15 protein-coding genes are annotated in these 19,091 nt (G+C 71.9%); 3 read left to right on the top strand and 12 right to left on the bottom strand.

Annotated elements, in window-relative coordinates:
• Positions 1 to 71: 71 nt before the first annotated feature.
• From H7A73_RS06100 to H7A73_RS18045, 4 genes are all read right to left on the bottom strand, one after another.
• Positions 72 to 458: a VOC family protein gene (locus tag H7A73_RS06100; RefSeq protein WP_247737634.1), complete on the bottom strand. Its 387-nt coding sequence runs from the start codon at positions 456 to 458 to the stop codon at positions 72 to 74.
• Between the two features lie 139 nt (positions 459 to 597).
• Positions 598 to 1,611 (bottom strand): LacI family DNA-binding transcriptional regulator, encoded by a 1,014-nt coding sequence (locus H7A73_RS06095; protein WP_182065126.1) that lies wholly within the window; start codon positions 1,609 to 1,611, stop codon positions 598 to 600.
• A 28-nt stretch (positions 1,612 to 1,639) separates the two neighbouring features.
• Entirely contained in the window at positions 1,640 to 2,683 is a 1,044-nt protein-coding gene (locus H7A73_RS06090) for a Gfo/Idh/MocA family protein (protein ID WP_182065125.1), read from the bottom strand.
• Positions 2,680 to 4,395 carry a CatA-like O-acetyltransferase gene (locus H7A73_RS18045; protein ID WP_259362739.1) on the bottom strand — a complete coding sequence of 572 codons (1,716 nt, stop codon included), beginning with the start codon at positions 4,393 to 4,395 and terminating at the stop codon, positions 2,680 to 2,682. The genes H7A73_RS06090 and H7A73_RS18045 overlap by 4 nt, the downstream gene beginning before the upstream one ends.
• Positions 4,396 to 4,436: 41 nt before the next feature.
• Here H7A73_RS18045 and H7A73_RS06075 point away from each other — a divergent pair, with 41 nt between their 5' ends.
• A complete protein-coding gene (locus H7A73_RS06075; protein ID WP_182065124.1) occupies positions 4,437 to 4,994 on the top strand; it encodes a YbaK/EbsC family protein in 558 nt (185 codons plus the stop codon).
• On the opposite strand, the gene H7A73_RS06070 is transcribed toward H7A73_RS06075, so the two are convergent.
• The 7 genes from H7A73_RS06070 to H7A73_RS06040 form a co-directional block, all read right to left on the bottom strand.
• Entirely contained in the window at positions 4,975 to 5,343 is a 369-nt protein-coding gene (locus H7A73_RS06070; RefSeq protein ID WP_182065123.1) for a VOC family protein, read from the bottom strand. The two genes, H7A73_RS06075 and H7A73_RS06070, sit on opposite strands and share 20 nt — an antisense overlap.
• A gap of 19 nt (positions 5,344 to 5,362) precedes the next feature.
• Positions 5,363 to 9,214 carry an ATP-dependent RNA helicase HrpA gene (gene hrpA / locus H7A73_RS06065; RefSeq protein ID WP_182065122.1) on the bottom strand — a complete coding sequence of 1,284 codons (3,852 nt, stop codon included), beginning with the start codon at positions 9,212 to 9,214 and terminating at the stop codon, positions 5,363 to 5,365.
• Positions 9,215 to 9,253: 39 nt separating this feature from the next.
• Positions 9,254 to 11,086: a thioredoxin domain-containing protein gene (locus H7A73_RS06060; protein WP_182065121.1), complete on the bottom strand. Its 1,833-nt coding sequence runs from the start codon at positions 11,084 to 11,086 to the stop codon at positions 9,254 to 9,256.
• Positions 11,087 to 11,177: 91 nt separating this feature from the next.
• Entirely contained in the window at positions 11,178 to 11,708 is a 531-nt protein-coding gene (locus tag H7A73_RS06055; protein WP_182065120.1) for an AAA family ATPase, read from the bottom strand.
• A gap of 4 nt (positions 11,709 to 11,712) precedes the next feature.
• Entirely contained in the window at positions 11,713 to 12,780 is a 1,068-nt protein-coding gene (locus H7A73_RS06050) for an NAD-dependent epimerase/dehydratase family protein (protein WP_182065119.1), read from the bottom strand.
• Between the two features lie 112 nt (positions 12,781 to 12,892).
• Positions 12,893 to 13,753, bottom strand: a complete 861-nt coding sequence (locus H7A73_RS06045) for a sulfurtransferase (RefSeq protein ID WP_182065118.1) — start codon at positions 13,751 to 13,753, stop codon at positions 12,893 to 12,895.
• Between the two features lie 280 nt (positions 13,754 to 14,033).
• Complete coding sequence (locus H7A73_RS06040; RefSeq protein WP_182065117.1) at positions 14,034 to 15,575, bottom strand: MFS transporter; 1,542 nt, start codon at positions 15,573 to 15,575, stop codon at positions 14,034 to 14,036.
• A 169-nt stretch (positions 15,576 to 15,744) separates the two neighbouring features.
• Between H7A73_RS06040 and H7A73_RS06035 the strand changes: the two genes are divergently transcribed.
• Complete coding sequence (locus H7A73_RS06035; RefSeq protein WP_182065116.1) at positions 15,745 to 16,407, top strand: TetR/AcrR family transcriptional regulator; 663 nt, start codon at positions 15,745 to 15,747, stop codon at positions 16,405 to 16,407.
• A gap of 118 nt (positions 16,408 to 16,525) precedes the next feature.
• On the opposite strand, the gene H7A73_RS06030 is transcribed toward H7A73_RS06035, so the two are convergent.
• The gene (locus H7A73_RS06030) at positions 16,526 to 18,157 is read right to left on the bottom strand and encodes a dolichyl-phosphate-mannose--protein mannosyltransferase (RefSeq protein WP_182065115.1); all 1,632 of its coding nucleotides are present in this window, start codon (positions 18,155 to 18,157) and stop codon (positions 16,526 to 16,528) included.
• A gap of 65 nt (positions 18,158 to 18,222) precedes the next feature.
• Here H7A73_RS06030 and rsmI point away from each other — a divergent pair, with 65 nt between their 5' ends.
• Positions 18,223 to 19,044: a 16S rRNA (cytidine(1402)-2'-O)-methyltransferase gene (gene rsmI, locus H7A73_RS06025; RefSeq protein ID WP_182065114.1), complete on the top strand. Its 822-nt coding sequence runs from the start codon at positions 18,223 to 18,225 to the stop codon at positions 19,042 to 19,044.
• Positions 19,045 to 19,091 lie beyond the last annotated feature (47 nt).

Here is a 19,091-nt window from a genome sequence, read left to right as displayed (position 1 = left end):
CACGGGCGCGCGACCGCCCGAGGTGTCGGTCAGCGCGACTGCGCGGCAGCGGCGGCAGCAGGGGCAACGCGTCACGCCCCGGGCAGGAACAGGCAGAACGGGTGGCCGTCCGGGTCGAGCAGTACCCGGACGTCGTCCTGTGGCTGGAACGCGGCCTGCCGGGCACCGAGCTGCTCGGCGCGCGCGACCGCAGCAGGCAGGTCCTCGACCTGGAAGTCGAGGTGCAGCTGCATGCCCGGGGCATCCTCGGTGCCGGGCCAGACCGGGGCGACGTAGGCCGGTTCGTACTGCACGGACAGGCCTGGACCCTCGTCGGGGCGCACGCGCACCCAGGTGGGCCCGTCCTCGTGGACGGTCCACCCGGTCAGGGCACCGTAGAACCGGCCGAGGGCGACCGGCTCGGGGGACTGCAGGACGGTCGCGGCGAGTGTCGGCATCGAGGCGTCTTCGCTGGTCATGCGGCGGAGCGTACGCCTGACGGTCAGACGGCGGCGGCAGTCCGGCAGCGGCTCCCGCTCCGGCGGTCGTTCGCACTGAGCGACACCCCACGGGCGTGCGACCGCGTGCGGTGTCGGTCAGCGCGGAACGGCGTCGACGTCAGCGCGGGCGGTCGCCGACGCTCGCCCGCTCGACGATCCGGTGCGGAACGACGACGGTCTCCGGCGCGGCACCGCGGTCCGCGATCCGCCGGGTCAGCAGGTCGAGTGCCGCCGTCGCGAAGGCCCGACGGTCGAACGACACCGTGCTGAGCGACGGGATCGCGTACGCGGCCGCGTCGACGTCGTCGAACCCGATGACGCTGACCTGCTCGGGCACGCGGACGCCGCGGGCGGCCAGGACGTGCAGCACCCCGAACGCGATCGAGTCGGTGAAGGCGAAGACGGCGTCGGGCAGGGGGCGCTCGTCCAGCCAGGCCGCGAAGGTCGTCGCCGCGGAACTCGTGGTCCACGCCGGCAGCGGGACTCGGAGCGACGGGTCGGGCGTGATGCCGGCGGCGGTGAGCGCGGCGGTGTAGCCGCGTTCGCGGAGCTCGCTCGTCGCCGTCGCTGCGCCCTCGGGTGACGCCCCGACGACCGCGATGCGCCGGTGCCCGTGGGCGATGAGGTGTTCGGTGACCTGCTCGGCCGCCGCGCGGCTGTCGACGTGCACCTGGTCGACGTGCTCGGGCTCGACCTCGCCGATGACGACGGTCGGCGGCAGCCCCTCGGTCGAGGCCAGGACGCTCGCGCTGAGCGACACCGGGTTGAGGATCAGCCCGTCCACCAGGTGCGCGCGGGCACGGGAGACCAGTTCGCGTTCGCGGGCCGGGTCGTTGCCGGTCTGCTCGAGCTGCACGACCCAGCCGCGTTCGCGGGCGAGTTCCACGAAGGACTGGGCGAGTTCGGCGGAGTACGCGCTGCCCATCTCCGGCAGCGTCAGCGCGATCGCTCCGGAGCGGCCGTTCCGGAGCCCGCGGGCGGACAGGTTCGGCACGTAGTCGAGCTCGGCGACTGCGCGCTCGACGCGTTCGCGGGTCTCCGGGCGCACGACCACGCCGCCGTTGACGACGTTGGAGACGGTCTTCGGGGACACCCCGGCGAGGGCGGCCACGTCCCGCACGGTTGCGCGCATCGGGACGAGCGTAGCGCGCCGGCGGTGCTCAGTCCGCGACCTGCACCGGCACCGTCCTGCCCGTCCGCACCGACTCCTGCGCCGCCAGCACGATCGACAGCGTCCGCAGCCCGACCCCGACTTCCGGCTGCGGCTGCTCCCCGGACCGCACCGCCGCCAGGAACGTCCGGAGCATCGGCAGGTCGTGGTCGGGTCCGTACCGGAGTTCGATCGGCCGGCCCCCGACCGCGTCGATCCCGCGAGCAGCCGCGCCGAAGAAGTCCACCGACACCGTGCCACCGGTCCCGGCGACGTCGAGCGTCAGCCCACCCCACACCGGCGACGTGTCCGGGCGGCTCCACGAGCAGTCGATCGCCGCGATCGTGCCGTCGTCGTACGTGATGGTCACCAAGCCCGCGGTCTCGGCGTTCGCGCGGTCGGCGTGCAGCACCCGGTTCGCGACGGCGGTGACGGACACCGGTGCCGCTCCGGTCAGTCCGTCGATCAGGTCGGCGACGTGCACGACGTGGTCGACGAGGGCGCCGCCGCCGCTCAGTCGGACGTCGGTGAACCAGTCGCGGGCGAGCGGGAGCATGCCGTTGTTCGCGCCCCGCACCGAGAACACCGTGCCGAGTGCGCCCGAGTCCCGCGTCGCACGCAGCCGGTCGAAGGCCGAGGCGAAGCGAACCGGGAAGGCCATCATCAGCAGCACCCCGGCGCGGTCCACCGCATCGCGGATGGCGAGGCCGTCCTGCCACGACGTCGCGAGCGGCTTCTCGCAGAGCACGTGCGCCCCGGCTGCCGCCGCGAGCTCGACGTACTCGCGGTGCCGCGCGTTCTCGCTCGTGACGATCACCGCGTCCGGCCCCCAGTCGAGCAGCTCGTCGACGGAGTCCGCGTACCCGGCGCCGAGCGCGCGTGCCAGTTCGGCTCCGCGCAGGTCGCCGAGCTCCGTCCCCGTCGACACCGCGCCCGTCGACAGCCCGTCCGGGTCCGTCCCGCGCACCTCGACGTCGGGCATCGCCGCAAGGGCACCGAGATAGCTGATGGCGTGCGTGTGGGCGAAGGAGAGCACCCCGACCCGGAGCGTCACCGCGACACCTCCACCGGCTGGCCGGACTCGATCGAGGCGATCGCCGCGTTCGCGATCCGCACCGCAGCGACGCCGTCGTCCACGGTCACCCGGGGCGGTGCACCACCGTCGAACGCGGCGAGGAAGTCGGCGAGCTCCAGCGCGTACGGGTCGTCCGCCGGGTCGACCGTCGGCAGGAAACCGTCCACGGAGGCCGGTGCCGCGAGGTCGCTGCGGGTGTCCTCTTCTGCCCGGGACGAGTGCGACAGGCTGCCGAGCGTCCCCGTCACCGAGTACTCGGTCGTGAAGGCGAGGTGCTGCGGCCCCCACAACCCGGCGACGTGGCTGATCGCGCCGGACTCGTGCGTGAGCAGGACGTGCGCCGCTTCGACCGGCTCGGCCTCGGAACCCGCGCGGACGCTCACCGCCGACACCCGGGTCACCTCGCCCGCCACCCAGCGCGCGATGTCGAGGTCGTGGATCATCTGGTCCATCACGATCCCACCCGACAGCGCGCGGTCGCCGAACCAGGGGACGTGGGTGGGGAAAGCGCCGGACCGCGAGAACCGCAACACCGCCAGGTCGCCCAGGAGGCCCGTGGTCGCGGCCTCGTGCAGGCGCGCGTACGCAGGGAACCAGCGCACCACCTGGGCCGGGTAGAGCTGCACGCCCGCGTCCGCAGCGCGCGCCGCCAGGTCCGCCGCGTCCGCGTCGGTCCGGGCCAGGGGTTTCTCGGAGACGACGTCCTTGCTGGCCGCGATCGCCGCACGGACGACCTCGGCGTGCGCGTGCGTCGGGACCACCACGTCGACGACGTCGACCCCGGCGAGGAGGTCGTCGAGACTGTCGGCGACGGTGATCGTGCTGCCCTCGGCCCGGGCGGTGTCGGTGAAGGCGGCGACGAGTTCGTGGGCGCCCTCGCGAGCGTGCACCACCACGTCACCCAGGCGGAGCAGCCCGGGCAGGTGGGCGACGGAGATACCGCCCGCGCCGACGAGGCCGATGCGTTTGCGGGCCGAGGACTCCGACTGCGACGTCATGGGGTCAGCGTAGGAGATGCGGTGGGACGACGGGCAAGGTCGACCGAGCCAGCCAGGGTCGGCGAACAGCTCCTCGAGCTCGCGCAGCAGCCGGGTCGTGTGGAACCCGTCGGCAGCCGCGTGGTCGATGTGCAGCGCCAGCGGCAGCAGCGTCCGGTCAGCAGCGGTCCGGTACCCGCCGAGCGTGATGATCGGCAGCAGGTGGTCCCAGCCGTCGCGCACCTGGAGCGAGAACCCGGTGAACGACGCTCCCGGCAGGGTCGAGACGTCGAAGACGTTGCTGGGCCGGTCGTCCTGCGGGAACATCCGGGTGTCGTCGCGGTACCGCTCGATCGTCGACACCGCAGCGTCGTGGAAGGCGCCGAAGTCGTCGTCGTACGGCACGACGAGGGCAGAGAACGTCTCGGTGTCCGGGTGGAACACGGTGAACATCGGGTGGACACGGTCCCACACGGCGGGGGAACCGTCGTCGAGCAGCTGCATCCGGAACTCGTCGTGCCGGTTCACCACGGTCGCGATCGCCCAGAGCTGTGACGTGTAGGTCCGACGGCCGGTCGCTCGGACGCGCTCGACGAAGGCCGTGACGTCGAGTTCGACGGTCACCTCGTATGCGCACGGCACGCGGTGCCGGTAGTGCTCGAAGTGCTCCCGGCGGGGCCACTGGTCGACGTCGATCGCCCGGAGTTCGGTCATGGCTCCACCCTCGTGCGGGATCGCTTCCCTACGGTGGAGCCATGCCGACGCTCGAACGTGTTCCCGCCCTGGTCGCCACCGGATTCCTCGCCATCCCCGTCGCCGAAGCCCTCGTCGCGTTGCCGGCCGAGGTCGTCGCGAAGATCGAGGGAGCCCCGATCGACGCCGACCTGGCCGACACCGCCGCGTTCTCGGAGGCGTACGGCTACCCGCTGGCCGGCGGTGCGAACTGCATCGTCGTCGCGGGGAAGCGCGGTGACGAGGTCCGCTACGCCGCCTGCGTCGTCCTGGCGTCGACCAAGCTCGACGTGAACCGCGTCGTGAAGCAGCTGCTCGACGTCCGCAAGGCGAGCTTCGCCCCGATGGACGAAGCGGTCGAGCTGACCGGCATGGAGTACGGCGGCATCACCCCGATCGGGCTGCCGTCCTCGTGGCCGCTCTACATCGACGCGCGCGTCCTCGACGCCCCCGAGGTCGTCATCGGTGCCGGTCGTCGCGCCGCCAAGCTGTTCCTGCCCGGCGCCGCACTCACCGCGCTGCCGAACGTGACCGTGGTCGAGGGTCTGGCGACCGAACCGGTCAGTCCGACGGCCGGATGAGGCAGAACGGGTGCCCTGCGGGGTCGAGGTAGACGCGGAACGTCTCCGTGCCCGACCCCGTCGCCGTCGCACCGATCGCGAGCACCGCTGCCTCGCCGTCGTCGAGGTCGTCGACCTTCACGTCGAGGTGGCTCTGCTGCGGGACCGTCTGCCCCGGCCAGTCCGGCGCCCGGTAGTCGTCGACCTGCTGGAACGCCAGGATCGGACGGTGGTCGGTGAACGGGAGGGCGAGTTCCGCCCAGTCCTCGTCGAAGCCGACGATCTCCCCACCGAGCAGTTCGGCGTAGAAGCGGGCGAGGGTGCGGGTGTCCGGGCAGTCCAGGACGACGACGTCGAGTGTGCCGATCATGGCCGACACGGTAGACCCGTCAGCGCGCGGCGGTCAGAGCCTTCGTGATCCGCTGCAACGAGACGGTCTCGGCGGTCCCGAGTTCCTGCGCGAACAGGCTCAGCCGGAACTCCTCGAGCATCCACCGCGCGTGCACGAGCTCGGGGTGCGCACCGACCGCGGGCGGGAAGGTGCCACCGGCATCGGTGTAGCGGTCGGTCGCCACGGTGACCTCGCGCATCCAGGTGGCGTCGCGTCCGGGGTTCTGCAGCAGCTTCTGCACGCGCGCCTCGATGCCCTGCAGGTACACGCGGATGCGGCGCAGTCGGTCGAGCCCCGCGACGGCGACGAACCCCGGGAACACCAGGCGCTCCATCTGCTGCCACATGTCGCTGAGGGCGGCGAGCAGCGACATCGAGTTCGCCTGCTTGAGTGCTCGTTCGGCGGAGCGCTGTGCTGCCAGGACGGCCGCGACCTCGGACACCGCGGTGAACATCGTGTCGACGACCGAGGCCGAAACGGCATCGCGGACCGACTCGAACTCGGCCTTCGTGAAGACGAGGCCGTCCGGGTGGGCACGACGGATGCCGGCGTCGACCACGGCGGCCAGTACGTCGTCGAACAGCGCGGCGGTCGACGGGTAGGGGCTGGCGGCGAGCGCGAGCTTCTCCTGCGCGGTCAGGTGCGACTGGATGTACGACACGGGCGACGGCACCGCGTGCATCACCAGACGGCGGACCCCGGCGGGCATCCGGACGACGCGGTCGGACGGGGTGGCGAGCAGCTGCACGCCCACGGTCGCCTTCGGGCCGGTGCCTTCCTCGACCAGGGACGGGTACGCGCGGATGACGCCGCCGGCCTGCTTGGTGTCGAGGGTCTGCGGCAGGTCCTGGTCGGGCCAGGCGGTGAGTCCGGACTGCTCCAGCGGACGACCGGTACCGGCGGATGCGACGCGAGCCGCGCCTCCGGTCCGTCCCGCGCCCTTCGCCGTGGCGGAGGCGACGCTCTGCTGGGTCCGGTCCTTGAGCTTGGTCTGCAGGGCCGACAGGTCCTTGCCGGTCTCGACCCGGCGACCACGCTCGTCGACCACGGCCCACGTCGGCAGCAGGTGTGCGGGGACGCGGGACAGGTCGAAGTCGGACTCGGAGACCGGCACGTAGGTCATGCGCTGGATCGCCTTGGCGAGGGTGGCGCGGAACGACTCCGTCGGCTCGGTCGGGGCGTCGTCGGGCAGCTCGGCGACGATCTTCTCGGCCCAGTCGGCAGCGGGCACGACGTTCTTGCGGATCTGCTTCGGCAGCGACTTGATGAGCGCGGTGACGAGTTCCTTGCGGAGGCCGCGCACCTGCCAGTCGAAGCCCTCTTCACGCATCCGCGGCAGGAGCGCGAGGGGGACCTGCACGCTGACCCCGTCGTCCTGTGCGCCGGGTTCGAAGCGGTACTGGATGGCGAGACGCTGGTCGCCGCTCCGCCACTGGGTCGGGTACTCGACGTCGTCCTCGGCGGCCTCGGCCGCTGATTCGTCCAGCAGGTCCGACCGGCGCATCGTGAGCAGGTCCGGCTGCTCGCGGCGAGTGGTGCGCCACCACCCCTCGAAGTCGCGAGTCGTGGCGACGTCGGCTGGGATGCGGGCGTCGTAGAACTCGTAGACGTTCTCGTCGTCGAGCAGGATGTCCCGGCGGCGGGTGCGTTCCTCGAGCTGCTCGAGTTCCTTGCGGAGCTTCCGGTTGGCACGGTCGAAGGCCTGCTGCGACTCCCACTCGCCCTCGACCAGGGCGTGCCGGATGAAGAGTTCACGGGAGTGTTCCGGGTCGATCCGCGAGTACTGCACGCGTCGGCGCTGCACGATCGGGACCCCGAACAGGGTCACCCGCTCGTAGGCGACGACCGCGCCCTGCTTCTTCTCCCAGTGCGGCTCGCCGTAGGTGCGCTTGAGCAGGTCACCGGCGAGTGGCTCCACCCAGGCGGGGTCGATCCGGCCGACGGTCCGGGCGAACAGCCGGCTCGTCTCGACGAGCTCGGCGGCCATCACGGCGTCGGGCTGCTTCTTCGCGAGCACGCTGCCCGGGAACACCACGAACCGGGTGTTCCGCGAGCCCAGGTAGTCGCGCTTCTCGCGGTCCCGCAGGCCGATCTGGCTGAGGAGTCCGGCGAGCAGTGCACGGTGCACGGCGTCACCGTCGTCGGAACGGGACTGCCCGACTCGGACGTCGACCTGCTTCGCCGCACGGGAGAGCTGCCGGTACAGGTCCTGCCACTCGCGGATGCGCAGGTAGTTCAGGAACTCGGCCTTGCACAGCCGGCGGAACGCGCTCGACGACAGTTCCTCCTGCTGGTCCTCGATGTGGTTCCAGAGGTTCAGCAGGGTCAGGAAGTCGCTCGTCGGGTCGGCGAACCGGGCGTGCAACTGGTCGGCGTGCGCGCGCTTCTCGAGGGGGCGCTCGCGGGGGTCCTGGATGCTCAGGGCGCTGACGATCGCGATGACCTCACGTCCGACACCCTGCCGCCCCGCCTCGAGCACCATGCGACCGAGCCGGGGGTCGATCGGCAGTCGGGTCAGCTGTCGCCCGGACTTCGTGATGCGGCCGTCCTTGTCGACGGCACGGAGTTCGCGGAGCAGGTCGAGGCCGTCCTTCACGCCGCGGCTGTCCGGCGGCTGCAGGAACGGGAACGACTCGATGTCCCCGAAGCCGAGCGAGATCATCTGCAGGATCACCGCGGCGAGGTTCGTGCGGAGGATCTCGGGGTCGGTGTACTCGGGACGTCGGCCGAAGTCGTCCTCGGAGTAGAGCCGGATCGCGATGCCGGCACTCGTACGGCCCGCTCGACCGGAGCGCTGACTGGCGCTGGCCTGCGAGATCGCCTCGATCGGCAGGCGCTGCACCTTGGCCCGCGGGGAGTACCGCGAGATGCGTGCCGTCCCCGTGTCGATCACGTACTTGATGCCGGGCACGGTCAGCGAGGTCTCGGCGACGTTCGTGGCGAGGACGACACGACGGCGGATGCCCGGGGTGTGCCGGCGTTCGAAGACCCGGTGCTGGTCGGCGGCGGACAGGCGGCCGTACAGCGGCAGGACCTCGGTGCCGGGGTAGCGCTTGCCCTCGATCGCGTCCTGCGCGTCGCGGATCTCGTTCTCGCCGGACAGGAACACGAGCACGTCGCCCGGGTCCTCCTGCGCCAGCTCGTCGAGGGCGTCGGTGATGCCCTGCAGGGTGTCGCGGTCGTCGGCTGCGTTGCCGCTGTCACCGGTGCGGGAGTCCGACTCGTCGTCGGCGTCGTCGTCCTGGTCTTCGGCGACGAGGGGGCGGTACCGGATCTCGACCGGGTAGGTGCGGCCGGACACCTCGATGATGGGGGCGTCGTCGAAGTGCTTCGAGAACGACTCCGGGTCGATCGTCGCACTCGTGATGATGAGCTTCAGGTCGGGGCGGCGGGGGAGCAGTCGCTTCAGGTAGCCCAGCAGGAAGTCGATCGTCAGGGAGCGCTCGTGCGCCTCGTCGATGATGATCGTGTCGTACCGCTTGAGGTCGCGGTCGAAGTGGATCTCGTTCAGCAGGATGCCGTCGGTCATCAGCTTCACGCGGGTCTCGGAGCTGACCTTGTCGGTGAACCGGACCTGGTAGCCGACGAGCCCGCCGAGCTCCCCGCCGCCCAGTTCTTCCGCCACGCGTTCGGCGATGGTCCGCGCCGCGATCCGGCGGGGCTGGGTGTGCCCGATGTGCTCACGACCGAGCTCGAGGCAGATCTTCGGCAGCTGCGTCGTCTTGCCGGAGCCCGTGGCCCCGGCGACGATGACCACCTGGTTGTCACGGATGGCGGCCGCGATGTCGTCCCGCCGCTGCGAGACCGGCAGTTCGGGCGGGTACGTGATGACGGGCAGCGGAGAAGACATGAGCATTCCAGGATACAGGCGCGCCGGGCGGCTGGTGCGTCAGGCGATCTGCTGGGCCAGGGCGTCCGCCGACCGGGTCGGCAGTTCGCACACCCGGTCGTGGCAGACGTACGCGGCAGGCTCGAGCACGTCGCGTCCCTCGAACACCGAGAAGCCCGCCTCGGCCCAGCCGCGCGCCTGCTCCGGCGTCGTGGTGGCGACGACCGTGCCGGGGCGCCGAGCACGGTGTGCCACGGCTCGCATCGGGTCGTCGGTGCCGCTCGTGACGACGACGATCTCACGCGACGGCCGTTGCAGGGCCAGGGCGACTCCGAGGGCATCCGCGTGACCGAGGGGTCGCTCGGTCCCGGTGCGGGCGCGGTCGGCGACGAGTCGTGCCGCGGCGCTCCGCAGTGCCTCGTCGCCCGTCAGCGCCCCGAGCGTCGCGGCGGCCGATGCCAGCGCCACGGTGCCGGACCGCATCGCGGTCTGCGGTTGTTCGCCCGTGGCGGTCCCTGCAGCGGCCAGCACCGGGTCGACGTCGAAGCGCCCGGCCAGGCCGTCGTCGACGAGCGAGCGTGCGACGGTCGCGTAGGAGACCTCGCCCGTCACCAGGGCCAGTTCGAGCAGCCCTTCGGCGAGCAGTCCGACGTCCTCGACGGTGGCCGGGGCGGAGGACACCCCGCGCGGTGTGCTGGACCGCACCGCCACGTGGCCGTCCGGCACGTGGGCGGCGAGGACCGCGTCGGCCGCGCCCCGCGCGAGCGCGACGAGTTCCGGATCGCCGTGCCGTGCGCCGGCGATCGCGAGCCCCCGGATCGCCAGGCCGTTCCAGCCCGTGAGCACCTGGTCGTCCAGCGGTGGTGGGTCGAGCTGGGCGCGCTCGGCGACCGGCCGGCGGTACCAATCGCCCTCGACCCGACGGCCGTCGATGGTCGACTCGCTGTCCTGCGCGGCGACGAACGCCCCGTCGGCGCGCCGCAGCGTGTCCCGGAGGAAGTCGGCGATGCCGCGCGCCTGCTCGGCCCCCGCGACCGCGAGCAGCCCCGCGTTGTCGTAGAGCATCCGTTCGTAGTGCGGCACGCTCCAGTCGCGCTTGGTGGCGTACCGGAAGACGCCGCCGTCGGCGTCGGTCAGCTCGGACGCGCGGATCGCGTGCAACGACCGCTCGAGCAGCCCGTCGGCCTCGGCGTCCCCGTCGGCCGCCGCGTCGGCGAGGAACTCGAGCAACGGCGTGCTCGGGAACTTCGGCGCGCCGCCGAATCCGCCGTAGGTGGTGTCCTCGGCCTGGGACAGCTGGTCCGTGACGGCCCGGATGGCGTCGACGGACGGGAGGCCCGGGTCGGCGCCGGCACCGCCCTCGCCCGAGCGGGCGGTCGCGTCCGCCACGGCACCCTGCCGGATCGCCGTCGCGATGGCCGAGGCGTTCGCGTCGACCTCGTGCCGACGCTCGGTCCAGGCATCGAGCACCGCGGCCAGGATCTGCCGGAACGCCGGGACCTGCCCGACGGGAGTGGGCGGGAAGTACGTCCCCGCGAAGAAGACGTGCCCGTCCGGCGTCAGGAACGTCGTCAGCGGCCAGCCGAGCTGCTGCGTGAACGCACTCGCCGAAGCCATCAGGCTCGCGTCGACGTCCGGCCGTTCTTCGCGGTCGACCTTCACCGACACGAAGTCCCGCCGGAGCAGCTCGCCGATCTCCGGGTCGGCGAAGCTCTCGCGCGCCATGACGTGGCACCAGTGGCACGTGGCGTACCCGACGGACACCAGCACCGGGACCCCGCGCTCGCGCGCTTCGGCGAAGGCTTCGGGACCCCACTCGCGCCAGTCGACCGGGTTGTCGGCGTGCAGACGCAGGTACGGGCTGACCGAGGTGCCGAGGCGGTTGTCGTTCATGGCTCCAGCGTGCCCGCCCACCACTGAGCGGACCACCGCCCGGGGACATCTGTGGACGGGTTGGCCACTCTGCACAGGCCGTGCGGAGAGATCAGCGCTCGAGCCACCCCGTGACCGCCGCGAGCCGTGCGGCCACCTGGGCGGGGCTCCGGCCGTCGGTGCCCACCCGGGTGACCGTGTCCGCGGTGGCCGCGTCGAGCCTCCCGGCCGTCCGCGTGCTGTGCGCGAGCTGCGCCTGCGGGACCGCACCACCCGCTCGTCGTGCGAGCCGGTCGGCGGTCGTGTCGTCGGACGCGCGGAGCAGGACGACGCTGACCAGCGGGTCGTCGCCCATCGCCGCCGCGAGTCGCTCGTGTTCGAGCACGGACACGGTGTTGGTGTACACGAGTCGGTGGTGACCGATCGCCCGGTAGCCGGCCCAGATCGTGGCGAGGTTCTGCTCGGCCAGGTGGGCCTCGGGGTGGTCGACGTGCGGGGCCGGGTGGGCGAGGTCGAGCACGTCGCCCTCGATCACCGCGTGCCGGACGTTCGCCGCGACGAGCAGGTCGTGCAGTGCCTCGGCCGCCGTGGACTTGCCCACACCGGAGCGTCCACCGATGAACAGGACCTCGGACCGGGGCACCGTGTCAGCCCAGGTTCAGGGAGAGGAGTGCGAGGGCGGCGTCCTCGGGGCCGTAGTCGAACATGTGGTCCCAGAACGGGTCGTCGGCCCACGGGACGTCGCCGTCGGCGGGCGTCGCGTGGGCGGTCTCGACGAGCCATGCCAGCTCCGGGGCGACGGCGGTCGCGAACGCCGGCGGTTCCCAACCCAGGCCACGTGCTGCGGTGGTGTCGAGGACGAACGGCGACGGCGACGACCAGGGCGTGCCGCCCACGAAGGCGGGCGCGTCCTCGTCGAGCAGGACCTCGTCGAACCGGTGGTCCAGGTGTCCGGCGATCGTGCGGACGATCTCGAGCACGGTCGGGGCAGACGCGTCCGCGACGTTGAGGATCCGGCGGTCCGGCGCGTCCGCCACGAGTCGGACGAGCGAACCGATGCCGCTCGCCGCCGTCGTGTGGTCGACGCCGCGGCCGTGGTCGGCGAGCAGGATGCGCTCCCGGCCGTCGAGCACACGGCGGACGACGAACCACTCCCGCGGGCGGCCGATGCCGACGCCGTACACCTTCGACGGACGGAGCACCGTGACCGGAGCACCGTGGTCCAGCAGGACCTGTTCAGCCGCCACCTTCGCGGCGCCGTACCCGTCACGACTCGTCGGGTCGCCGTCCCCGGCGCTCACGGTGGGCTGGATCTCGGTGACCGCGCCGCCGAACACCGGCTTGTCGAGCGAGTTCGCGTGCCGACCCTGCTCGTCGGCGTAGACGGCCTTGGACGAGACGAAGACCGTCGAGCCGACGTCGTCGAGGAACGGCAGGAGCTGCTGGGCGTCGTCGCGCGTCACACCGACGGTGTCGACGAGCAGGTCGGCCCCGGGGCGGAGCAGGTCACGCAGGACGGGACGGTCGCGTCGGTCGCCGGGGACGAACGTGGCCCCGGAAGCCGTCAGGCTGTCGGCGACCGGGCCACCGCGTCGGGCGACGAGGTCGACCTGCCAGTCGTCGCCGCCGCGGCCCGAGGCGTCGAGGAGTGCGCGGGCGACGGCCGAGCCGATGCCGCCGGTGCCGCCGAGGATGACCGCGCGTCTGGTGCTCATGGTGCAACGGTAGTGCGGCGGGGCCGTCGTTCCGCTGCCGTCGGTCCTCGGCTGCCGGGCCTCGGTCCGCGTCCGTCGGCCAGACGGGGTCCTCGTTCCGCTTTCGGTTCCGTCAGGAGGCGAGCTGCTCGTGCCGCCACCAGTCGGCCAGCGAGCCGTCGTAGACCTTCACCCGGTCGTGCCCGAGCACCGTCAGGGCGAGGGCGTCGACACACGCGGCGCTGCCCACCCCGCAGTACGTGACGATCTCGTCGGCACCGATCACCGCGGCGAAGGCCCGCTCGAGTTCGGCACCGCGCAGGTACGCGTTCGTCTCGGGGTCCACCAGGGTGTCCGCCGTGATCGGGGTGCTGCCCGGCACGATCGGCGGGTGGTCGTCGCCGAGGGCGGCCCAGGGCGCGGCGAACACCAGGGACGCCGGCTCCTCGCCGGAGACCGCTCGGGTGACGCGGTCGTGGTCGGCCCAGAGCGCACGTTCTTCGCCGGCCAGGAACGCACCGGCATCGGGGTCGGACGGCGCCGCGGGGGTGCGGAGTGCGCCCACGCGGACCGGGCGGCCCTCGTCGCGCCACTTCGTGAAGCCGCCGTCGAGCACCGCGACCGAGTCGAAGCCGAACGAACGGAAGATCCACCACAGGCGTGCCGACCACTCGCCGACGCTGTCGTCGTAGACCACGACGGTCGAGGTGTTCGTCACGCCGAGCCGTGCTGCGGCGACCTCGAAGCGCTCGGCGCCGGGGCGGGTGAACGGGACGTCGGCGTCTGCGGCGGAGAAGTCGTCGATCAGGTCGGCGAAGCGGGCGCCGGGCACGTGGCCGCGCTGCTCGTGGGCGTCCCGCCCGGGGCGCCAGGTGGTGTCGAACCCGGCCCCGACCGTGTGCACCGACGCGTCGAGCACGACGAGCTCGTCAGCACCGAGGTGGTCTGCGAGCCACTGCGTCGACACGAGTGGCGAGGTCAGGACGGGGGCCATGTCGCACACCATAATCCGCACCCCTGACGTGGGCCAGGGACGTGGACACACGGCGCAACCGGGGGTGGGGTGGATGCGTGGGCAGTGGTCGACGATGCGCCGGTCGTTCGACGAGTGGTGAGTCGGAACGTGCGTGGGCACCGAGTGCGTGCGCATCCATCGACGATGCACGCGTCGTTCGGCAGGTGGATCGTCGGGGAACGGGTGCGCCCCCCGCACGCGCAACGGCCCGCCCCGGTAGAACCGGAACGGGCCGAAGGTGCGGAGCGAGCCGCGAGCGTCAGTGCGCCGCGGCGGGGATGCTCCCGGTCGTGGCGGACCCGGCACGTGCGAGCCGCTCGACCCGCACCGACTGCCGGTTGATGAGCAGTCCGCCGGCCAGGGCGACGAGCACGAGCACGCCGGCCGAGATGCCGAACGCCACGTGGTACCCGTCGAGCGTGGCCTGGGCCTGCTGCAGCTTCGTCGGTGCGGCCGACAGCCCGGACAGGCTGTTCGACACCACGTCCGCGAAGATCGTCGACAGCAGCGCCGTGCCGATCGAGCCACCGATCTGCTGCATCGTGTTGACCGTCGCCGATGCCACACCGGCATCGGCTCGGGCGACCCCGGTCGTCGCGGTGTTCATCGCGGACGAGAAGATCGTGCCCATGCCGAGGCCGATCACGATCAGCGCCGGCAGGACGGTGCCCGCGTAGGAGCTGTCCAGGTCGGTGCGGAGCAGCAGCAGGAGCCCGGTCGCGGCGACCAGGCCGCCGGCGAAGATGAGCACCTTCGGCCCGACGCGCGGCAGCAGACGGCCACCGATCTGCGTCGCCGAGATCATGATCGACAGCGGCATCGGCAGGAAGGCCAGACCGGTCTGCAGCGAGCTGAACCCGAGGGTCTGCTCCAGGTAGTAGGTCAGGAACAGGAAGATGCCGAACATGCCGATCGCGACGAGGCCGATGGCGATGAACGAGCCGCCGCGGTCACGGTCGAGCACGACGCGCAGGGGCAGCAGCGGGTGAGCGACGCGGGTCTCGATGAAGACGAACGCGGCGATGAGCACGACGCCGGCGGCGAGCATGGCGATCGTGACGGGGGAGTCCCAGCCGTTGGTCTCGGCGTTCGAGAAGCCGTAGACGACCCCGACCAGACCCGCGGTGATGGTGATGACGCCGAGCACGTCGATGCGCGGACGCTCGACCTTCGGCGGGCGCTCCATGAAGACGAGCGCGCCGATCACGCCGAGCACGGCGAAGACGACGTTGACGTAGAGGCACCAGCGCCACGAGGCGTACTCGGTCAGCACGCCGCCGAGCAGCAGGCCGATGGCCGCACCCGAGCCGGCGATGGACCCGAAGATGCCGAACGCGCGACCGCGTTCCTTGGGGTCGCGGAACGTGGTGGTCAGCATGCCGAGGGCGGACGGGGCGAGCAGCGCGCCGAAGACGCCCTGCAGTGCGCGGGCCGCGACGAGCAGGCCGAACGAATCGGCGAGGCCACCGAGCACCGACGCGACGGCGAAGCCGACCAGCCCGATGATGAAGGTGTTCTTGCGGCCGAACAGGTCGCCGAGACGACCGCCGAGCAGCAGCAGCGAGCCGAACGCCAGCGAGTACGCGGTGACGATCCACTGCCGCTGGTCGGTGCCGAAGTCCAGGTCGGCCTGGGCCGAGGGCAGGGCGATGTTCACGATGGTCGCGTCGAGCACGACCATCAGCTGTGCGAGGGCGATGACCGCCAGGGCGATCCAGCGGTGGTTGCTCTTGGCGGGGGTGGTGCCCGGAGTCGTGGGTGCTGTCCCGGTGGGGGTCGGCACGGTGTGTTCTGCCGTCACGGCAGCCTCCTTCATGAAGGTTGGAGGGGGACTCGGAGCGCGCACCGTCGGGCGCTCCGAAAGGAGAGGGGGTCGAACCGGATGCACAGCATCCGCTTGTGGCCAGTGTAGACCGAAACGGAGGAACCGCATCCACTTGTTCCCAGATAGTTCAACTAGGTTCGTCCTCGTGAGCACCACCGAGTCCGCGTCCGACCTCGAGCGACCGCTGCGCGCCGACGCAGCGCGCAACCGCGAGCTGATCCTGCAGACGGCGCGCAAGTGCTTCGCGGAGCGCGGGCTCTCCGTCACGTTGAACGACATCGCGCACGAGGCCGGCGTCGGGGTCGGCACCGTCTACCGCAGGTTCGCCGACAAGGACTCCCTGATCGAGGCGCTGCTCGCCACCAAGTTCGAGGCCATGAACGAGGCCGCTGCGCGCGCCGCGGACGTGTCCGACCCGCGCGAGGCGCTCCGCGTCTACCTGATGGGCGTCTTCGCGTTCCGTGCGCGCGACCGCGCCCTCGCCGACGCCATCGTCCGTGCCGGCAAGGCCCGACCGTCCATCGTGCAGGAGCGCGACCGACTCGAACGGCAGGTCGCCGCGATCATCGGCCGTGCCGAGGGCGCCGGCGTCGTCCGCCCCGGCTTCGACTCCCGGGACCTGCCGATGCTCACCGCGATGGTCGGCGCGGTCGCCGACGCCACCCGCGAGCACGACCCGGACGCCTGGCGCCGCTACGCGGAACTCCTGGTCCAGGGCGTCCTGCCGGGCACGGACGACACCGCGCCGATGCTCGGCGAACCGCTGGACCGCGAGTCGATCGAGCGCGCGCTGCACGCGCAGTCCTGACCAGGGACGGACCGGAGGCCCGTGGCGGCGCCGCCACGGGCCTCCAGTCCGGCGGTGGTCGCCACCAGAGCGCGCGGCGCGACGCGCGCGACCGGACCGGCCGGATCCGCCCGGCCGGCTACAGCCAGCTGGGGATCCAGTAGTGCGACCGGACGAAGTCCCAGGGCACCTGCATCGCCGTCCACATCGGGTACCAGTAGACCGAGGCGAGCACGACGACGCCCAGGTACACACCGACCCACAGGATCGCCCGTGACCTGCGCGACCGTTCGTCGCTCCGCCTGCCGAGCACCACCCCGATCGCGGCGGCCAGTGCCATCACCATGTAGGGCTCGAAGGCGATCGTGTAGAACTGGAACACCGTCCGGTCGACGTACATCAGCCAGGGCAGGTACCCCGCCGCGACCCCGAGCAGGACGAAGCCGTACTCCCACTTCCGGCGCAGGATCCAGAGCACGAGCAGCGCCACCGTCGCGATGACCGAGGCGTACCAGATGAACGGGTTCGCGATGCCGGTGATCGCCTCGCCGCAGCGGTTCGCCCAGCAGCCGTCCTGTCCGGCGTCCGTGCCGACGTAGAACATCGACGTGGGGCGTTGCATCACGAGCCAGAGCAGCGGGTTCGCCTGGTACGAGTGCGGGGTGTGCAGCCCGATGTTGAAGGCGTAGATCTCCGACTGGTAGTGCCACCAGTTCTGCAGGCTGTCCGGCACCCAGGCGAGCACTCCGGTCCACCGCTCGCCGCCCGAGGACAGCCAGTTGCGGTCCCAGCCGTCCTTCGACACGAACCAGCCGGTCCAGGACGCCACGTAGGTCAACGCGGCGATCGGCACGGTCAGCAGGAACGACACCGGTGCCTGCTGCAGCAGCGCGCTCGACGACCAGAACTCGACCCCGGCGCGACGGCGCATCATCATGTCGCTCAGCACGGAGTACACGGCGAAGAACGCCAGGAAGTACACCCCCGACCACTTCGTCGCCGCTGCCAGCCCGAGGGCCAGGCCCATCGCGAACAGCCACGGACGCCACCAGAGGACCGGCCCCCAGAGGGTGGGCCGGCCGGCGGCGGCGCGGGCGGCGACCCACTCGTCGAGCCGCCGTCGACTCTGCCGACGGTCGAGCAGCAGCGCCCCGAAGCCGAGGATGACGAAGAAGGTCAGGACGCCGTCGAGGAGCGTCACCCGCGACATCACGATCGCCTGCCCGTCGATCGCGAGCAGGAAGCCGGCGAGCGTGCCGATCATCGTCGAACGGAACAGCGACCGGGCGATCACCGCGGTGAGGAACACCGTCGCGATGCCGAGCACGGCCACCGTGAAACGCCAGCCGAACGAGTTGTCCGCCCCGAACAGCAGCATCCCGAGCCCGATGAGGTACTTGCCGAGCGGCGGGTGCGCGATGAACTCCGCGGCACTCGTGAAGATGTCCGTCTCACCGCGGACGAACCGGCCGTCGGTCGTCGGGGCGGTGTCACCGCTCGGGTTCGCGGGCCAGGTGCCCTCGTACCCGAGGTGCACGATCGACCAGCCGTCCTTGACGTAGTACGTCTCGTCGAACACGAGCGAGTGCGGGTTGCCGAGGTTCACCAGCCGCAGCACGGCGGCGAGGAGCGTCACCGCGAGCGGACCCGTCCACCGCCACACGGCGACCCGCTGCGACGTGGAGAGCACCCGCCCCCACCAGTCGTCCAGGCGCGAGCCGACCGGCCCGTCGGGCACGGCCGTGCGGTCGTCGGTCAGCTCGCTGGTCATCGCTGAGCATCCTACGGATCGACCGCGTGTCCCCGCTCGGACGGCGGTGCACCCACAATGGGTGCGTGATCGTCCTCGCAGCAACGCCCATCGGCAACCTCGGGGACGCCTCGCGCCGTCTCGTCGAGACCCTCTCCAACGCCACGGTCGTCGCGGCGGAGGACACCAGGACCGCCATCCACCTGATGCGCGCCCTGGGCATCGAGAACCGTCCGCGGCTCATCGCCCTGCACGAGCACAACGAGCGGGCGAAGGCGTCCGAGGTCGTCGAGCTCGCCCGTGACGAGGACGTCGTGGTCCTGACCGACGCCGGCATGCCCGCGATCAGCGACCCGGGCTTCCCCCTCGTCGAGGCCGCCGCGGCCGCCGGGGTCACCGTCACCGCCGTGCCCGGGCCGTCGGCCGTGCTCATGGCGCTCGCCGTGTCCGGGCTGCCCACCGACCGCTTCACGTTCGAGGGGTTCCCGACCCGCAAGGCCGGGGAGCGTCGCCGGGCGTTCCAGGCGCTGGCGGGGGAGCAGCGGACGATGGTGTTCTTCGAGTCCCCGCACCGGCTGGCCGAGACCCTGGCCGACATGGCCGTCGGGTTCGGGGGCGACCGCCGCGCCGCGGTGTGCCGTGAGCTCACGAAGCTCTACGAAGAGGTCCGCCGTGGGCCGCTGGACGAACTCGTCGAGTGGGCGTCCGAGGGCGTCCGAGGCGAGATCTGCATCGTCGTCGCCGGAGCCGCCGAGGCCACCGAGGAAGCCACGCTCGACGACGGGGTGCGCCTGGTGCTCGAGCGGGTGGCCGCCGGTATGCGCATGAAGGAGGCCGCCGCAGCGGTCGCGGACGCAACCGGGCTGTCGAAGCGGGACCTGTACGAGGGGGCGCTCGCGGCGCGCTGAGCGGGGCTCGTCACGTTCCCGTTCGCCGGTCTGGAGGCGCGGGGCGG

Source organism: Curtobacterium sp. ME12, from assembly GCF_903970855.1.
GTDB lineage: Bacteria > Actinomycetota > Actinomycetes > Actinomycetales > Microbacteriaceae > Curtobacterium > Curtobacterium poinsettiae_A.
This window is presented reverse-complemented; position numbering and strand designations above follow the sequence as displayed.